The following is a 15,819-nucleotide window of genomic DNA, read 5'->3' on the forward strand; positions in this document are numbered from 1 at the left end:
ATCGCATTTAGCACAATCGACCCTTTCTTGATCCGGCGTTTAGTATTACTAAATGCCTTCCCTCGACCCCCGCCGTCTCGCGTACTTGCTGGCCGTCTATCGGACGGGCGGCATCCTGGCGGCAGCAGATGAGTTGCATGTCACACCGTCAGCGGTCTCCCAGCAGATCGCACGACTGGAGTCGGAGGAGGGTCTCGACGTGCTCGTACGTGGTCCGCGCGGCGTCACCCTCACTCCCGCCGGTCGCGTTCTCGCCGAGACGGCCGAGCGGATCGAGTCCGAGCTCGTCGAGGCCCGCAAGACGCTCGCGACGATGGGCGAGGAAGTCTCGGGACGGGTCGCGGTCGGAGCGTTCCAGACGTCCATCCAGGCGATCGTGGGCCCGTCGCTGAGCAGGGTCCGCGAGGAGTTTCCGGGTATCGACGTCGTCGTCGCCGAGCACGAGCCCGACGACGCGCTCCGCCTGCTGCGCGCCGGCGAGCTCGATCTCGCGCTCGTCGAGCAGGACGAGGACTCCCCCGTCGGCGCGCCTCGAGGGATGAACGACGTCATCCTCCTCGACGAGCCGTGGCGCGTCGTCATCCCTGCTGCCTTCCCGACCCCGACGCAGCTGGCCGATCTCGCCGACGCCACGTGGCTCGGCGCCGAGAAGCAGGTGGCGGCGGCGCGCGCGCTCGTACGGCTCGCGGGGACGTTCGGCGGTCGGCTCCGTACGGCGCACGAGTTCTCCAGCTTCGAGGCGGCGCACGCGCTCGTCGCTGCAGGCGAGGGCGTCGCGATGGTCCCCGCGCTCGCCCTCAAGCAGGACCTCGCGACCGGCGTCGAGGTCGTGTCACTTCCCGGCCTCGGGTCGCGCCGCGTCGTCGCCCGCCACCGCCAGACCCGGCGCGAGCCCGGCGCCGCCGTGTCGGCCGTCCTCGAGACGCTCCTCGTCACCGCAGCAGGCGTGGAGCTGACGTAGGGCTACTCGACCAGCGGCGGGGGTGGCGGCCCCGCAGGGCGCAGGCGCTTCGCCTCGACCCACTGCTCGACCAGGGTCCCCTCCCCCTGCTTGCCGGGCACGAACGCAACGCGCGCGACCCAGCCCTGGGACTCGCGGCGCCACTCGATGACGAGACCGGGGTACGCGTCGGCCTCGTACCGGCTCAACGACACCCACACGTGTCGGACCGCGCCGCCGTCGCGCGGCTCGACGGCACGCCCGTCGCTGCCGTACCGCCTGTTCGTTCCCACGGCCACAGGATACGACGGGACTCGAACACATGTTCGATGTCCTCCCCTATTGGCGAGCCGGATTGCACCCATACGCCACGAGCACGAGAGTGGGGCAGGACCGAACGACGAGGAGCGTCATGACCGATAGCAGGCCCGATGCCACTGCCACCGACGAGGGCCGCGCCCCGGAGCTCCGCCGGTTCCTCACCCCCAAGTTGCTCCTGCTCTTCATCGTCGGAGACATCCTCGGCACCGGCGTCTACGCCCTCACCGGCGACGTCGCGGCCGAGGTCGGCGGCGCGGCCTGGCTGCCGTTCATCCTGGCCTTCGTGATCGCGACGCTGACGGCCTTCTCCTACCTCGAGCTCGTCACGAAGTATCCCCAGGCCGCCGGTGCCGCGCTCTACACCCACAAGGCGTTCGGGATCCACTTCCTGACCTTCCTCGTCGCCTTCACCGTGATGTCGTCGGGGATCACGTCCGCCTCGACCGCATCGCGGCTGGTCGCCCGCAGCGTCGACCAGGGGTTCAACCTGAGCTTGGACAAGACCGGCATCCTCCTCGTCGCGCTGGCGTTCATCGTCCTGCTGGCGCTGATCAACCTGCGCGGTGTCGCGCACGGCGTGCTCACCAACGTGGCGCTCACGTTCATCGAGCTCACCGGCCTGGCGCTCGTCATCCTCGTCGGGATCTGGGCGATGACGCAGGGGGACGCCGACTTCTCCCGAGTGGTCGCGTTCGACACGCCTGACGAGAAGAACGTCTTCCTCGCAGTGACGACGGCGACCTCGCTGGCGTTCTTCGCGATGGTGGGCTTCGAGGACGCGGTCAACATGGCCGAGGAGACGAAGGACCCCGTCCGCACGTTCCCTCGCATCATGCTGACGGGCCTTTCGATCACGGGCATCATCTATGTCCTCGTGTCCATCACCGCCGTCGCGCTCGTCCCGATCGGCGAGCTCGCCGCCTCGGAGACGCCGCTGCTCACCGTCGTCGAACGCGGCGCCCCGGACGTCCCGATCGACGAGATCTATCCGTTCATCACGATGTTCGCCGTCGCCAACACTGCACTGATCAACATGTTGATGGCCAGTCGGCTCATCTACGGCATGGCCAAGCAGCGCGTGCTCCCGCCGGGACTCGCCCATGTAGGCGCGCGCCGCCAGACGCCATGGGTCGCGATCCTCTTCACGACCGTGATCGCGTGCGGCCTCATCACGTACGTGTTCAGCGCCAGCGACGACGCGATCGCCACGCTCGGCGGGACGACGGCCCTGCTCCTGCTGGGGGTGTTCACCATCGTGAACGTCACGGTGCTGGTCCTGCGACGCGACCCGGTCGACGACGACCACTTCGTGACCCCCACCGTGCTCCCGGTCATCGCCGGCGTGACGTCGCTCTACCTCGTGACGCCACTGTCCGGGCGTCCTGCCGAGCAGTACGAGGTCGCCGGACTGCTCCTCGGCATCGGCGTCGTGCTCTGGGCGATCACGTGGGTCGTCAACCGCGCGGCGTACGGGGCCAAGACCTACGTGAAGGACCCCAGCGAGCTCGAATGAGAGCCCACCGGGGTCCGGGTGTCACGTCAGGCGACGCGTCACCAGAACTTCTTGCGCCACCACCGCGGGAAGTGCCCGATGGCACCCTTCCTGGCGTACCGGTCGCTCCTGGCGAACCCCTGCCACTTCTCGCGCTTGAGCTTGTTGTTCAGACCGAGCTTGCGGGAGCAGCCGGGCCATGCGCCCCAGCCCTGCCCCTTGAGGACCTTCTCGGCGACCGCGATCTGCTCGCGCCGCTTGGCCTTGTGGGCGTACGAGGCGTACTTCTTGCCGCCGTACGCACGCCAGGTGCCCGCGCTGAACTGGAGGCCACCGTGGTAGCCGTTGCCGGTGTTGATGCGCCAGCGCTTGCCTGACTCGCACTTGGCGAGGCGCTCCCAGGTCTTGTCCTTGGCTGCGTTGGCGGGCGTGCTGGTGAAGACCAGCATCCCCAGAACCATGCCGGCGAGCGCCAGCGTGAGAGCGACGCCACGACGGGCGACGCGGAGGGCGTTGAACATGTTGTCCCTTCACAACGCCTGTGGGGTTAGCTGTCGGGTTCGGGCCGAAGGTGCCCGGCCTGCCGCGTTGTTCGTGCGGCAAGGCTTCACCCCAAGGAGCCAAGGCTCCAGAGATGGGTTCCCCACTCCCGCCCGTTCAGATCAAGGTTCGCCGGCCCCCGTGACCGGCCATCCGGGGTAGGCCTCGCCCTTGGGCGGGACTCGGCGTACGAGCGAGGCCTCCGTCAGGCTAACCCACACAAACAAGACATCAAGCCCAAGCGTGGCGGTGTGACCACATTCAGGGCGGCCGGGCGGCGGAGCGGCGGTGAGTCCGGTCCCACCGAGGCCCGCACAGTGGGACCTGAGTCACCGCGCCCGCATTCTCCACACACGCCTTCGGCTCCGCGGCATCCACAGGTGCGCGCGCAGGCGATGTACGGAGCCCGCGAGGACGCGTGAGATGACGGGATGCCCGCACCGACACCGCTTCCAGTTCAGCTGACCAACCGCCCGTTCTCGCGCGACGAGCTGGTCGCGCTCGGACTCTCGCCGAAGCTGCTCCTCGGCAAGCGTTTTCGCCGCCTTCATCCCGAGACCTGGGTGCACACGGATCACGCGATGACCGACAGCGACCAGATTGCGGCCGCGGCGCTCGCGGTGCCTTCGTACGCTCAGCCCACCGACGGCACGCGCCTCCGGATGCTCGGGTACGACGACCTCCCTCTGGAGCCGATCTGCTTCGTGGTGCCGGACGACCATCACGTCGCACTCGACGGCATCATGGTGCACCGGACGAAGGAGATGCCGCCTCTCGACGCAAGCGGGGTGACACCCGCCGCGGCATTCCTCGGATGCTGTGCCGAGGAGCCCCTCATCGACCTCGTCGCCGCCGGCGACTGGCTCCTCCGCCACGGTCACGCCACACATGAGGAGCTCGCCGAGCTCGCGATCCGCGACTCCTGGCGCCCCGGCGCAGACCGCGCACTCGAGGTCCTACCGATGCTGAACCCGCGCTCGCGCTCGCCTCGCGAGTCGAAGGTCCGTGCGATGCTCGTCATGGCCGGACTTCCCACGCCTGAGGTCAACGTGGACCTCTTCGTGGAGGGGACGTTCCTCGGCTGCGCCGACCTGCTCTACCATCGATGGCTGCTCGTTCTCGAGTACGAAGGGCGCCAGCACGCCGAGGACGTCCACCAGTTCAATGTTGACATCGGACGGTACGAGGGGTTTCGCGACCACGGCGTCACGTACGTCCAGATCACGAGCGCACGTTTCGCCCGTCCACGTGCCTTCGTCATCCTCGTGCACCGCAAGCTCGTCTCGCTCGGCTATGACGGGCCTGCACCCTCGTTCGGACCACGATGGCGCGCCCTCTTCGCCCCCGTACCCGGCCCTCACGCACGACGGCGGTGAGCCTGGTCCCACCCGATGCTTCTGGGTGGGACCGGACTCACCGCCGAGGCGAGGGACGCGCAGCGCGGCCGCGTCAGGCCTGAGGAATGTCCTCGTGCTCGTCAGGACGCTGCGGAGGCGGCTGGTTGCGCGTCTTCCAGAGGCTTGCAGCCGCGGTGATGCCGAGGACGACGACGATCACGCCCAGGCTGGCCAGCGTCGGCACCTCCGGCACGTCGATGTGCTCACCACCGTTGATGAACGACAGCTCGTTGGTGTGCAGCGCGTGGAGCACCAGCTTGACGCCGATGAACGCGAGGATCACCGAGAGGCCCAGCGACAGGTAGACCAGGCGCTGCAGCAGCCCGCCGAGCAGGAAGTAGAGCTGACGCAGGCCCATCAGCGCGAAGATGTTCGCGGTGAGGACCAGGTAGGCCTCCTGCGTGATGCCGTAGATCGCCGGGATCGAGTCGAGCGCGAACAGCAGGTCGGTGCTGCCCAGCGCCAGGATCACCAAGAACATCGGCGTCAGCAAGCGCTTGCCGTCGACGCGGATCGCCATCTTCATGCCGTGGAACTCGTCCGTGATGCTGAAGTGGCGCTCGGCGAAGCGGACGACCGCGTTGTCGCCAGCCTCTTCGTCATCGTGGTTGCGATAGCTCTTGACGAGCCCGTACGCGGTCCACACGAGGAACAGGCCGAAGATGTAGAAGACCCAGCTGAAGTTGTTGATCGCGGCCGCACCCAGCACGATGAAGACCGCGCGGAAGATCAGCGCGAGGATGATGCCGATCATCAGGGCCTCTTGCTGGTACACCCGAGGCACCTTGAAGCTCGCCATGATGATGATGAAGATGAACAGGTTGTCGACCGACAGGCTGTACTCGGTGAGCCAGCCCGTGAAGAACTCGAGGCCGTACTGGCCGCCGTGGAAGCTCGACACCCAGATACCGAAGGCGATGGCGAGACCGACGTATACCGTCAGCGCCAGCCCGGCCTCCTTCATCGACGGCTCGTGCGGGCGACGGGCGATCACGATGACGTCGAACAGCAGCACAGCGACGGTGACGCCGATCGTGATCCACCATTCGAGCGGTGTGACGTTCATACGGGCAGGTTCCTCCGGTCGGATCGTTCGTCAGGCCGGAGGTCTCTTCCGCCGCGACGGCGTAGAGCGCGCCTGGCACGACTCGACCCGCCGGGCTGCACCTGGTGCTGCCGTGATGACGACGGGTCGACGAAGGAATACTCCCCTCCCTGCGCCATTGTGCCAGAGGGTGCGCGCGGACCCGCAACGCGAGATGCTCAGCCCCGTGACGGTGAGACACGTAGGCCTGCGCGGAGCGCTCACACGACCGGCCGCCCGGGACGCTCTGCTGCGCGCGGGAGAGCCGCTCGACGTGCCCTCGCTCCTCGACGGAGCGGTGCTGCGGCTGCGCGAGGCCGACGTCCCCGGGAGCGCGGTGACGAAGGGCTTCGCCTGGGAGCCGACGGACGCCGAGACGGAGCACTGGTATCCCCAGGGCGTCACGACCTCCGCCGACGCCCAGGAGGGGGCGACGGACCGGGACGTCCTCGTCGCCACCTGGTATGCCCACCACCGCCCGCGTCGTACGGGCTCACGGCTCACGTTCGTCGATCTCGCGGCACGGCGATATCGGCACGTCCTGCTCGTCCGCGCGGTGAGGACGCCGTGGGGGGTGCGGGCCCGCCCGGTCCCGATCCACGCCGGCGGGATCGCCTGGTACGGCCCGTACCTATACGTGGCGGCGACGCGGGCCGGGATCGTGCTGTTCCGAATCTCCGACCTGCTCCGCCTCGACCTGAGCGGGCGCGGCCGCGGGGTGGCCGGACGGCTCGGGTACGAGGTCGTGCTGCCGGAGTACGCGCGCCTGTCTGCCTGGAGCCGCGACGAGGGCAGTCGCCTGCGGTACTCGTTCCTCTCCGTCGCGTACGGGGCCCCAGGCGAGCCGCCCGCGCTGGTGGCCGGCGAGTACGGCGGCGTCGGACGCAGCCAGCGGCTCTGGCGCTTCACGCTCGACCCGACGACGCACCTGCCCGTACGAGACGGGTCCGGGCGCGCGGTCCCGACCGAGCTGCACGCCGCACAGTCGGCGCGGATGCAGGGCGTGACTGCTCTCGACGGCCGGTGGTACGTGACGACGAGCCAGGGGCGCGGCAACGCGGGCGACCTCCTCGTCGGAGCGCCCGGCGACTTCCGGCGGCACAAGGGCGTGCTGCCGACGGGGTGCGAGGACATCGCCGCGTGGCCCGAGCGGCGCGAGCTCTGGTCGGTGACCGAGTGGCCCGGGATGCGATGGGTGTACGCGATGGATCCCGACGCGTGGCCAGGCCGACCCTCGGTGGTCGAGTAGCCGGCGAGAACGAGCCGGCGTATCGAGACCCCGAGTCCTCACCCCGCGCCGGCGGCCTGCATCTGACGGAGCTCCTTCTTGAGGTCACCGATCTCGTCACGCAGACGCGCTGCGACCTCGAACTGCAGCTCCTCGGCGGCCGCGTGCATCTGCGTGTTGAGCTCCTGGATCAGCTCCGCGAGCTCGGACGCGGCCATCGTGGATGGGTCGACGTGGCTCCCGTCGCCCGACGAGCCCACCAGCGGCACCGGAGACTTGCCGCGCGACTGCGCCCGACCTGAGCCGACGAGCTGCTCGATGTCGGCGTCCTCGCGCGCCAGCATGTCGGTGATGTCGGCGATCTTCTTGCGCAGCGGGGTGGGGTTGATGCCGTGCTCGGTGTTGTAGGCGACCTGGATCGCGCGGCGTCGGTTGGTCTCGTCGATCGCCTGCTCCATCGACGGCGTGATCGTGTCGGCGTACATGAGCACCTGACCGGACACATTGCGCGCCGCGCGTCCGATCGTCTGGATCAGCGACCGCCCCGAGCGCAGGAAGCCCTCCTTGTCGGCGTCGAGGATCGCCACCAGGCTCACCTCGGGCAGGTCAAGACCCTCGCGCAGGAGGTTGATGCCAACGAGGACGTCGTACTCCCCCATCCGCAGCTCGCTCAGCAGCTCGACGCGTCGCAGGGTGTCGACCTCCGAGTGGAGGTAGCGGGTGCGGATGCCGGCCTCGAGGAGGTAATCGGTGAGGTCCTCGGCCATCTTCTTGGTGAGCGTCGTGACGAGCACCCGCTCGTTGCGCTCCACCCGGCCGCGGATCTGCTCGATGAGGTCGTCGATCTGGCCCTTGGTCGGCTTGACGATGACCTCGGGGTCGACCAGGCCGGTCGGGCGGATGATCTGCTCGACGACGTCGTGCTCGTCCTTGACCTTGGACATCTCGTACGGGCCGGGAGTCGCCGAGAGGTAGACCGTCTGGCCGATGCGGTCGAGGAACTCCTCCCACTTGAGAGGACGGTTGTCCATCGCGCTCGGCAGGCGGAATCCGTGCTCGACCAGCGTGCGCTTGCGGGACATGTCGCCCTCGTACATGGCGCCGATCTGCGGGATCGTCACGTGCGACTCGTCGACGACCAGCAGGAAGTCCTCGGGGAAGTAGTCGAGGAGGCAGTTCGGTGCGGAGCCGGGCGGGCGGCCGTCCATGTGAAGCGAGTAGTTCTCGATGCCCGAGCACGTGCCGACCTGCCGGATCATCTCCATGTCGTACGTGGTGCGCATGCGCAGGCGCTGCGCCTCGAGGAGCTTGCCCTGGCTCTCGAGCTCGGCGAGGCGCTGCTCGAGCTCGTTCTCGATGCCGCGGACCGCCGTCTCGAGCCGCTCCGGGCCGACCGTGTAGTGGGTCGCCGCGCCCACGTACAGCTCGCGCTCGTCACTCAGCACCTCTCCGGTCAACGGGTGCAGCGTCATCAGCCGCTCGATCTCGTCGCCGAAGAACTCCACGCGGACCGCGAGCTCCTGGTAGACGGGGAAGATCTCGAGCGTGTCGCCGCGCACCCGGAACGTCCCCCGCGTCGCGGCCAGGTCGTTGCGGGAGTACTGGGCGGTGACGAGCGTCCGGAGGAGCTTGTCGCGATCCATCTCCGCGCCGACCTGGAGGTGGATCATGCGGTTCATGTATTCCTCGGCCGACCCCAGGCCGTAGATGCACGAGACCGTTGCCACGACGATCACGTCGCGCCTGGTCAGGAGGTTCCAGGTGGCAGAGTGGCGCAGCCGCTCGACCTCCTCGTTGATCGAGGAGTCCTTCTCGATGTAGGTGTCGGTCTGCGGGACGTACGCCTCGGGCTGGTAGTAGTCGTAGTAGGAGACGAAGTATTCGATGGCGTTGTCGGGGAACAGGTGACGCAGCTCGTTGGCGAACTGTGCCGCCAGCGTCTTGTTGGGCTGCATCACGAGGACCGGCCGTTGGAGGTTCTCGGCGAGCCAGGACACCGTGGCAGTCTTGCCGGTGCCGGTGGCGCCGAGGAGGACCGTGTCGGTTTCGCCGCGCTGCACGCGCTCGGTGAGCTGGGCGATGGCGCGGGGCTGGTCGCCGCTCGGCTCGAAGTCGGAGACCACGTGCAAGGGCGCGACCTGGCGCTGCAGGTCCTTCACGGAACGCATGTGTCGAGCGTACGTCGTACCACTGACACTTCGACGCGGTCACGGCACCCCGGACACTCGACACACCCACTGTGGTGTCTTGTGTCGATGTCCCGCCCGGCACGCGATCCCTCTAGACTTCGGATGTGGGAGAAGCCAAGACCGACGAGAGCGAGCCGAGGGCCCTGCGTGGCGCCCGCGCGACCGCCGCACGCCGCCGTGCCCGTGAGGACGACATCATCCGCGCTACGCGGAACCTCTTCGACACGGTCGGAGTGCGCGACGCCCAGATCGAGGACATCGCCCAGGCCGTCGGCATCAACCGCGCGATCATCTACCGCCACTTCTCCGGCAAGGAGGAGCTGTTCGCGCTCACGCTGATCGGCTACCTCGACGAGATCGCGGAGGTCATGCGTGAGGCCGACGACCCCCGTGCCGCGCCTGCCGAGCGTCTCGAGCGGGTCGCGAGCGCGTTCCTCGACCGCGGCCACGAATACCCGGCGTTCGTCGACTGCGCGCTCGATCTCCTCAGCAAGCCGGGCAACGAGCTGCTCGACAGCGTCTCCGAGGGCGCGATGATGCGCCTCGGACGCGGCATGCTCGGCCCTCTCGGTGTGCTCGCGCACGTGCTCGAGGCCGGCAACAAGTCGGGCGACTTCCACGCCGAAGACCCGTACATGCTCGCCAACATGCTCTACACCCAGTCGCTCGGCGCGCTGCGGTTCGCACGCAACCAGCTGCTCGTCAGCGAGGCCTCCCCGGGCGTCCCCACCGTGCGCAGGGTCCCGTGGGAGGCCGTGAAGCGCCAGACGATCCGCGCGGCCCAGGCGATGGCTGTCGCCGACGACCCGCAGGACTGACGGCGCGGACGGCGCGGAGGTCTCGACAGGCTCGACCGGCGGAGCGCCGGCCGTCCGCTGGTCGAGCCTGTCGAGACCCTCAGCGCTCGAGGATCGCGGTGACGCCCTGGCCGCCTGCGGCGCAGATCGAGATCACGCCGCGCCCCTTGCCCTTCTCGGCGAGGAGCTTGGCCAGCGTGGCGACGATGCGGCCACCGGTCGCGGCGAACGGGTGCCCGGCGGCCAGCGACGAGCCCGCGACGTTGAGCTTGGCGCGGTCGATCGCGCCGAGCGGCGCGTCGAGGCCGAGGCGCTCCTTGCAGAAGATCGGGTCCTCCCACGCCTTGAGAGTGCTGAGCACCTGCGACGCGAACGCCTCGTGGATCTCGTAGAAGTCGAAGTCCTGCAGCGTCAGGCCCGCACGGGCGAGCATCCGTGGCATCGCGTACGCCGGAGCCATCAGCAGCCCCTCGCTGCCGTTCACGTAGTCGACGGCGGCGGTCTCGTACTCGGTGAGGTAGGCCAGCGGCTCCCACCCCTTCTTCTTCGCGTAGTCCTCCGAGGCGAGCAGCACCGTGGACGCACCGTCGGTCAGCGGGGTCGAGTTGGCCGCCGTCATCGTTGCCGACTCGCCCTTGCCGAAGACCGGCTTCAGCGTCGCGAGCTTCTCCACAGACGAGTCGGCGCGGAGGTTCTGGTCACGCTCGAGGCCGAGGTACGGCGTGAGCAGGTCGTCGAGGAAGCCTCGGTCGTATGCAGCGGCGAGCTTGTGGTGCGACTCGACGGCGAGCTGGTCCTGGTCCTCGCGGGCGATGCCCCACTCGAGGGTGGTGAGCGCCTGACTCTCACCCATCGACAGCCCCGTACGAGGCTCGGAGTTCTGCGGGATCGACGGCGCGAGGTCGCCCGGGCGGATCCGGGCCAGAGCGGCGAGGCGACCCTTGAGGTCCTTGGCGCGGTTGGCATCGAGGAGGATCTTGCGCAGCCGCTCCCCCACCGCGATCGGTGCGTCGGAGGTGGTGTCGGAGCCGCCGGCCACGCCGACGTCGATCTTGCCGAGGGCGATCTTGTTGGCGACCTGGATCGTTGCCTGGATGCCTGTGTCGCAGGCCTGCTGGACGTCGTACGCGGGAGTCGTCGGGTCGAGCTTCGAGCCCAGCACCGTCTCGCGCGCGAGGTTGAAGTCGCGGCTGTGCTTGAGGACCGCGCCCGCGGCGAACTCACCGAGACGCTCGCCCTCGAGGTCGTACCGGGCGACCAGCCCGTCGAGCGCCGCGGTCAGCATGTCCTGGTTGGAGGCGTGCGAGTAGATCGTGTTGGAGCGCGCGAAGGGGATCCGGTTGCCCCCGATCACTGCGACCCGGCGAGGCGCCGAGGCGGAGCGCTTGGCGGAGGTCGATGCCATGGGTTCTCCTCGAAGAAGGCGTTGCGTTGACCACATTGTGACGGGCGGGGCACCTGTCCTGCCCTGACTCTGTAACTCTAGGTTACGGTAGGCCTGACGTTCTAGATACTGTGGGTATTCGAGAGGCAGGACACACGACATGACCGACCGCTACCAAGACCTCGTCCACACGCCGGTCGGGAAGTTCTTGGTGAAGAACCTCGGCCTCCCCAACCCGCCCCAGCTCGAGCGCTACCGCGCGGGTGCGCCGCTGGTCGACGGGACGGTGCTGGTCGGTGCCGCGCCCGGGTCGACCCTCGGATCGGCGGTCGCGGACTCCCTCGCGGACCTCGCGGTGACCACCACCTCGAGGCTCGACGAAGGCACCCGGGTCAAGGGCATCGTGTTCGACGCCACCGGCATCGACACGGCGGCCGGGCTCGACGTGGTCCAGGAGTTCCTGACCCCGGTGCTGCGCAGCCTGTCGGGCTGTGGCCGCGTCGTGCTCCTCGGCACGCCGCCCGAGCAGGCTGGCACGCCCGGCCGCGCGATCGCGCAGCGTGCGCTCGAAGGCATCACGCGCTCGCTCGGCAAGGAGCTCGGCAAGGGCTCGACCGCGCAGACCGTGTACGTCGCGGCCGGCGCGGAGGGGGCGATCTCGTCGACGCTCGGCTTCCTGCTGTCGCCGAAGTCGGCGTACGTGTGCGGCCAGGTCATCCGCATCGGCACCACCGGTCTCGCCGACGCTCCCTCGTACGACCCCGCGTCGCCGCTCGCGGGCAAGGTCGCCCTCGTAACGGGCGCGTCGCGTGGGCTCGGGCTCGCGATGGCGCAGACGCTGCACCGCGACGGCGCGACCGTCGTCGGTCTCGACGTCGCGCCGCTGGCCGACGACCTCCAGCGCGAGATGGCCGCGCTCGGCGGGGAGTCGATCATCCTCGACATCACCGCGCCCGACGCGCCGCAGCGGATCGCCGCCTACCTCGCCGAGCACCACGGTGGCGTCGACGTCGTCGTCCACAACGCCGGCATCACGCGCGACAAGCGGCTGCGCAACATGAAGACCGAGAACTGGCACAAGGTCCTCGAGATCAACGTCGACGCTCCGCAGCGGATCACCGCCGAGCTCCTCGACCAGAAGCTGATCCGCAGCGGCGGCACGATCCTCGGTGTCTCGTCGATCGCCGGCATCGCGGGCAACAACGGGCAGACCAACTACGCGGCGTCCAAGGCCGGTGTCATCGGCTGGGTCCACGAGCTCGCGCCGCGCATCGCTGCCGACGGCCTGACCATCAACGCCGTCGCGCCGGGCTTCATCGAGACCGACATGGTCAAGACGATCCCGCTGGCGATCCGCGAGGCCGGCCGCCGGATGAACTCCATGTCGCAGGGTGGGCAGCCGATCGATGTCGCCGAGGCGGTCGCGTGGTACGCCAGCCCGGGCTCGGGTGCGGTCTCCGGCAACGTCGTACGCGTCTGCGGCCAGAGCCTGCTGGGAGCGTGAGGTGATCCTCCGCGAGTACGCCGAGGCGCCGTCGATCCTCCCGCTCTACCTGCGTGCTGCGCTCCCCGCAGTGCCGGTGGTCGGTGGGCTCCCCGGCGTACGGCACGCCTCGGGCGCCGTCCCGGACCTCACGCTGGAGCGGCCCCGCGTGACGACCGACCTCGACCACCTGGCGTCGTACGCGGACGTCTGCGGGTTCGCGCTGCGCGAGACGCTGCCGGTCACATACCCGCACATGGCGGCCTTCGGGCTGCAGATGGCGCTGATGGTCGACACGGCGTTCCCGTTCGCGCCGATGGGGTTGGTCCACCTACGCAACACGATCACGCAGCACCGTCCGATCGCAGTGACGGAGACGTACGACGTGTCGGTGCGGGCCGCGGATCTGCGCCCGCACCCGAAGGGCACCCTCGTCGACGTCCTCAGCACCGTATGGGTCGACGACGAGGTCGTGTGGGAGGAGACCATGACGCTGCTGCGGCGAGGGGGTGGTGGCGCGGAGGCGGAGGCGGCGCGGGCGCCGCTCGACGGGGTCGAGCCGCCGGCCGGTTCGGCGACGTGGCGGCTCGACGCGGGGCTCGGCCGGCGGTACGGGGCGGTGTCGGGCGACCGCAACCCGATCCACCTCTCGAAGCTGTCGGCGAAGGCCTTCGGATTTCCCCGTCAGATCGCGCACGGCATGTGGAGCAAGGCGCGGGCGCTGGCGGCCGTCGAGAACCGCCTCGCCGACGCGTACACGGTCGTCGCGGAGTTCCGGCGTCCGATCCTGCTCCCGGCGACGGTCACCTTCGGGTCGAGCACGGAGGGCGAGGAGCTGCTCTTCGGGATCACGGGTCGCCCGCGCGGCGACAAGCCTGCGCCGACGCACCTTGTCGCCCGCGTCACGCCTGCCTGAGGTCGTACGGCGGGCGGCCCGCACGAGTCTGGTCCGCCGCGCACGTCAGTCCGCCGGTGGTCACCCGCAGCGGGCCCAGTGACCACCCAGCGACCAACGCAACACCTGCACCGACCGGGGCGTCAGGCCTTCGGCTGGCGCGTGACGGGGCGGATCAGCCCCTCCTGCGCGACGGAGGCCAGCAGTGCGCCGTCCTCCGCGAAGATGTTGGCCGTGGCGAACCCGCGAGCGCCGATCGCGGACGGTGAGCGCTGGTCGTACAGCATCCAGTGGTCCGCGCGGATCGGCCGGTGGAACCACACGGCGTGGTCCAGCGAGGCCGGCTGGATGGTGGGTGACCCGATGGTCAGCCCGTGCGGGACGAGCGACGAGCCGAGCAGGCTCAGGTCACTGATGTACGTGAGCACGCACGCGTTGAGGACAGGATCGTCGCCGAGCTCGCCCAGCGCCCGCAGCCACAGCCGCTGGACGGCCGGCACCAGCTGCCTGGTTGGATCGTCAGCAGCGCGGTTGTCACCGATGTAGCGGACGTCGAGCGCCGACCACTCGTGGCGCCAGTGCTCAGCAGCCTGGGCGTCGACGTACGCCAGCACCTCGGCCAGCTCGGGCGACGCCGAGACGGCGGGCACCTCGGGCATCGCGTCCTGGTGCGCGTATCCGTCCTCGTGGCGGTGGAACGACGCCGTCATGTAGAAGATGACCTTGCCGTGCTGGCGCGCCGAGACCCGCCGCGTCGAGAACGAGCCGCCGTCACGGATCCGCTCCACGTCGTAGATGATCGGCACGCTCGGATCGCCACCGAGCAAGAAGTAGACGTGCAGGGAGTGCACCGCCCGGTCGGTGTCGACGCTGCGGGCGGCAGCCATCAACGCCTGCGCGGCGACCTGCCCCCCGAAGACCCGCGTGAGCTCGCTCCCCTTCGGGTGTCCGCCGCGGAGGAGATCCTCCTCGAGACGCTCGAGGTCGAGAAGGTCGACGAGTTCTTCGATCGTTGCAGGCACGCGCCACATCGTCTCACGAGCCGACAGCCTCGTACGCGGATCAGCGGCGACCACGCCGCAGCTGTGAGCGGCGCCTCACCAGCGCCGACGTCAGTCGGACGGGCCGGACTCGCGCTCGTCGAGCTGGGCAAGGAACTGCTCGAACTGCTGGCCGATCTCGTCGGGCGTCGGCAGCTCTGACTCGTCCGTGACCAGCGGCTCCGTGGCGGAGCGGTTCATCTGGTCGTACTGGCGCTCGAGGCCGGCGAGGACCTCGCCGCCGTCCTGCTCCTCGACCTGCTTGTGGATGTCTGCGACCGTCTCGGCCTGCTGGAGGCGCAGCTCTTCGAGGTCGAACTGCAGCCCCGTACGGGTCGCGACCGCCTCCAGGAGGGCGACGGACGCCGAGGGGTACTCGACCTGGGCGACGTACTGCGGGACGTGGGCGACGTAGCCGAGCGCGTCGTGCCCCCACTCCCCCAGCCTCAGCTCGAGGACCGACTGGATGCTCGCGGGCAGGACGACCTGCGCGCGGAAGAGGTTCTTGCGGTCGAGCAGGTCGCGGCGCACCGCGTGGTTGGTGACGACCGACGGCCGCGTGTGCGGGACGCCCATCGGCACTGCACCGAGCCCGACGACGAGCTCCACCCCGTGGGCCTCGACGAGGTCGTGGACCTCCTCGGCGAACTGCTCCCAGCGGAAGTCGGGCTCCGGCCCGGTCAGCACGAGGTAAGGGACGCCGTGGTCATCACTGTGCCGGCGCAGCTCGAGCGACGGGCGCTCGTAGTCGGCGTAGCGGTCACGGTCGAAGACGACCGGAGGCCGGCGCGCGCGGTAGTCGTAGTAGTCGTCGAGATCGAACTCGTGGACGACCTCGCCCTCGTCGCGCGACTCGAGGTGCTCCAGCGCGAGCCGCGGGGCGGAGCCGGCGTTGAGGAAGCCGTCGAAGGCATAGATCATTGTCGGTCTCACCCCCTCGGGAAGACCGTCGAACACTCCGCTGTCACGAGACCCTGGCCTCAGCCGGGCGATCCACTTGCGCACCACGACACCTCCCAACGTCCGCCG

Annotated in this window: 14 protein-coding genes and 1 riboswitch; of the genes, 7 read left to right on the forward strand and 7 right to left on the reverse strand. The window is 69.3% G+C overall.

The features are described 5' to 3' along the window. The first annotated feature begins 52 nt into the window (after positions 1 to 52). Positions 53 to 961, forward strand: a complete 909-nt coding sequence (locus H4N58_RS11050) for a LysR family transcriptional regulator (RefSeq protein ID WP_167003037.1) — start codon at positions 53 to 55, stop codon at positions 959 to 961. A gap of 2 nt (positions 962 to 963) precedes the next feature. Here H4N58_RS11050 and H4N58_RS11055 read toward each other — a convergent pair whose 3' ends face one another. Next, positions 964 to 1,233, reverse strand: a complete 270-nt coding sequence (locus H4N58_RS11055) for a hypothetical protein (RefSeq protein ID WP_167003038.1) — start codon at positions 1,231 to 1,233, stop codon at positions 964 to 966. A 119-nt stretch (positions 1,234 to 1,352) separates the two neighbouring features. On the opposite strand from H4N58_RS11055, the gene H4N58_RS11060 reads away from it, so the two are divergent. Continuing rightward, positions 1,353 to 2,774: an APC family permease gene (locus H4N58_RS11060; RefSeq protein ID WP_167250827.1), complete on the forward strand. Its 1,422-nt coding sequence runs from the start codon at positions 1,353 to 1,355 to the stop codon at positions 2,772 to 2,774. Between the two features lie 38 nt (positions 2,775 to 2,812). Here H4N58_RS11060 and H4N58_RS20815 read toward each other — a convergent pair whose 3' ends face one another. Beyond that, the gene (locus tag H4N58_RS20815) at positions 2,813 to 3,274 is read right to left on the reverse strand and encodes a transglycosylase family protein (RefSeq protein ID WP_167003043.1); all 462 of its coding nucleotides are present in this window, start codon (positions 3,272 to 3,274) and stop codon (positions 2,813 to 2,815) included. Position 3,275: 1 nt separating this feature from the next. Then, a riboswitch (cyclic di-AMP (ydaO/yuaA leader) is annotated at positions 3,276 to 3,438 on the reverse strand. Positions 3,439 to 3,724: 286 nt separating this feature from the next. Here H4N58_RS20815 and H4N58_RS11070 point away from each other — a divergent pair. Next, positions 3,725 to 4,669 (forward strand): hypothetical protein, encoded by a 945-nt coding sequence (locus H4N58_RS11070; RefSeq protein WP_167250825.1) that lies wholly within the window; start codon positions 3,725 to 3,727, stop codon positions 4,667 to 4,669. A gap of 73 nt (positions 4,670 to 4,742) precedes the next feature. Here the strand turns inward: H4N58_RS11070 and H4N58_RS11075 are convergent, their stop codons facing one another. Beyond that, a complete protein-coding gene (locus tag H4N58_RS11075) occupies positions 4,743 to 5,756 on the reverse strand; it encodes a TerC family protein (protein WP_167003047.1) in 1,014 nt (337 codons plus the stop codon). A 205-nt stretch (positions 5,757 to 5,961) separates the two neighbouring features. Between H4N58_RS11075 and H4N58_RS11080 the strand changes: the two genes are divergently transcribed. After that, entirely contained in the window at positions 5,962 to 7,023 is a 1,062-nt protein-coding gene (locus H4N58_RS11080; RefSeq protein WP_167003049.1) for a hypothetical protein, read from the forward strand. Positions 7,024 to 7,061: 38 nt separating this feature from the next. Here the strand turns inward: H4N58_RS11080 and uvrB are convergent, their stop codons facing one another. After that, entirely contained in the window at positions 7,062 to 9,170 is a 2,109-nt protein-coding gene (gene uvrB / locus H4N58_RS11085) for an excinuclease ABC subunit UvrB (protein ID WP_167003052.1), read from the reverse strand. Positions 9,171 to 9,295: 125 nt separating this feature from the next. Here uvrB and H4N58_RS11090 point away from each other — a divergent pair, with 125 nt between their 5' ends. Next, positions 9,296 to 10,009: a TetR/AcrR family transcriptional regulator gene (locus H4N58_RS11090; protein WP_243842947.1), complete on the forward strand. Its 714-nt coding sequence runs from the start codon at positions 9,296 to 9,298 to the stop codon at positions 10,007 to 10,009. A 79-nt stretch (positions 10,010 to 10,088) separates the two neighbouring features. Here H4N58_RS11090 and H4N58_RS11095 read toward each other — a convergent pair whose 3' ends face one another. After that, a complete protein-coding gene (locus H4N58_RS11095) occupies positions 10,089 to 11,393 on the reverse strand; it encodes an acetyl-CoA C-acetyltransferase (RefSeq protein WP_167250726.1) in 1,305 nt (434 codons plus the stop codon). Between the two features lie 139 nt (positions 11,394 to 11,532). On the opposite strand from H4N58_RS11095, the gene H4N58_RS11100 reads away from it, so the two are divergent. Then, a complete protein-coding gene (locus H4N58_RS11100; protein ID WP_167003056.1) occupies positions 11,533 to 12,876 on the forward strand; it encodes a 3-oxoacyl-ACP reductase in 1,344 nt (447 codons plus the stop codon). A gap of 1 nt (position 12,877) precedes the next feature. Beyond that, entirely contained in the window at positions 12,878 to 13,771 is an 894-nt protein-coding gene (locus H4N58_RS11105) for a MaoC/PaaZ C-terminal domain-containing protein (RefSeq protein WP_167003059.1), read from the forward strand. A gap of 122 nt (positions 13,772 to 13,893) precedes the next feature. On the opposite strand, the gene H4N58_RS11110 is transcribed toward H4N58_RS11105, so the two are convergent. Continuing rightward, positions 13,894 to 14,781 (reverse strand): acyl-CoA thioesterase II, encoded by an 888-nt coding sequence (locus H4N58_RS11110; RefSeq protein WP_347878345.1) that lies wholly within the window; start codon positions 14,779 to 14,781, stop codon positions 13,894 to 13,896. Between the two features lie 81 nt (positions 14,782 to 14,862). Next, complete coding sequence (locus H4N58_RS11115) at positions 14,863 to 15,795, reverse strand: PAC2 family protein (RefSeq protein WP_167250722.1); 933 nt, start codon at positions 15,793 to 15,795, stop codon at positions 14,863 to 14,865. Between the last annotated feature and the right edge of the window lie 24 nt (positions 15,796 to 15,819).

The sequence above is a fragment of the Mumia sp. ZJ1417 genome, from assembly GCF_014127285.1.
Classification (GTDB): Bacteria; Actinomycetota; Actinomycetes; order Propionibacteriales; family Nocardioidaceae; genus Mumia.

What these genes read in the sequence shown, in the direction of transcription:
- H4N58_RS11050 (WP_167003037.1), top strand. Translation starts at nt 53, where the DNA reads ATGCCTTCCCTCGACCCCCGCCGTCTCGCGTACTTGCTGGCCGTCTAT.
- H4N58_RS11060 (WP_167250827.1), top strand. Translation starts at nt 1,353, where the DNA reads ATGACCGATAGCAGGCCCGATGCCACTGCCACCGACGAGGGCCGCGCC.
- H4N58_RS20815 (WP_167003043.1), bottom strand. Translation starts at nt 3,274, where the DNA reads ATGTTCAACGCCCTCCGCGTCGCCCGTCGTGGCGTCGCTCTCACGCTG.
- H4N58_RS11070 (WP_167250825.1), top strand. Translation starts at nt 3,725, where the DNA reads ATGCCCGCACCGACACCGCTTCCAGTTCAGCTGACCAACCGCCCGTTC.
- H4N58_RS11075 (WP_167003047.1), bottom strand. Translation starts at nt 5,756, where the DNA reads ATGAACGTCACACCGCTCGAATGGTGGATCACGATCGGCGTCACCGTC.
- uvrB (WP_167003052.1), bottom strand. Translation starts at nt 9,170, where the DNA reads ATGCGTTCCGTGAAGGACCTGCAGCGCCAGGTCGCGCCCTTGCACGTG.
- H4N58_RS11095 (WP_167250726.1), bottom strand. Translation starts at nt 11,393, where the DNA reads ATGGCATCGACCTCCGCCAAGCGCTCCGCCTCGGCGCCTCGCCGGGTC.
- H4N58_RS11100 (WP_167003056.1), top strand. Translation starts at nt 11,533, where the DNA reads ATGACCGACCGCTACCAAGACCTCGTCCACACGCCGGTCGGGAAGTTC.
- H4N58_RS11110 (WP_347878345.1), bottom strand. Translation starts at nt 14,781, where the DNA reads ATGTGGCGCGTGCCTGCAACGATCGAAGAACTCGTCGACCTTCTCGAC.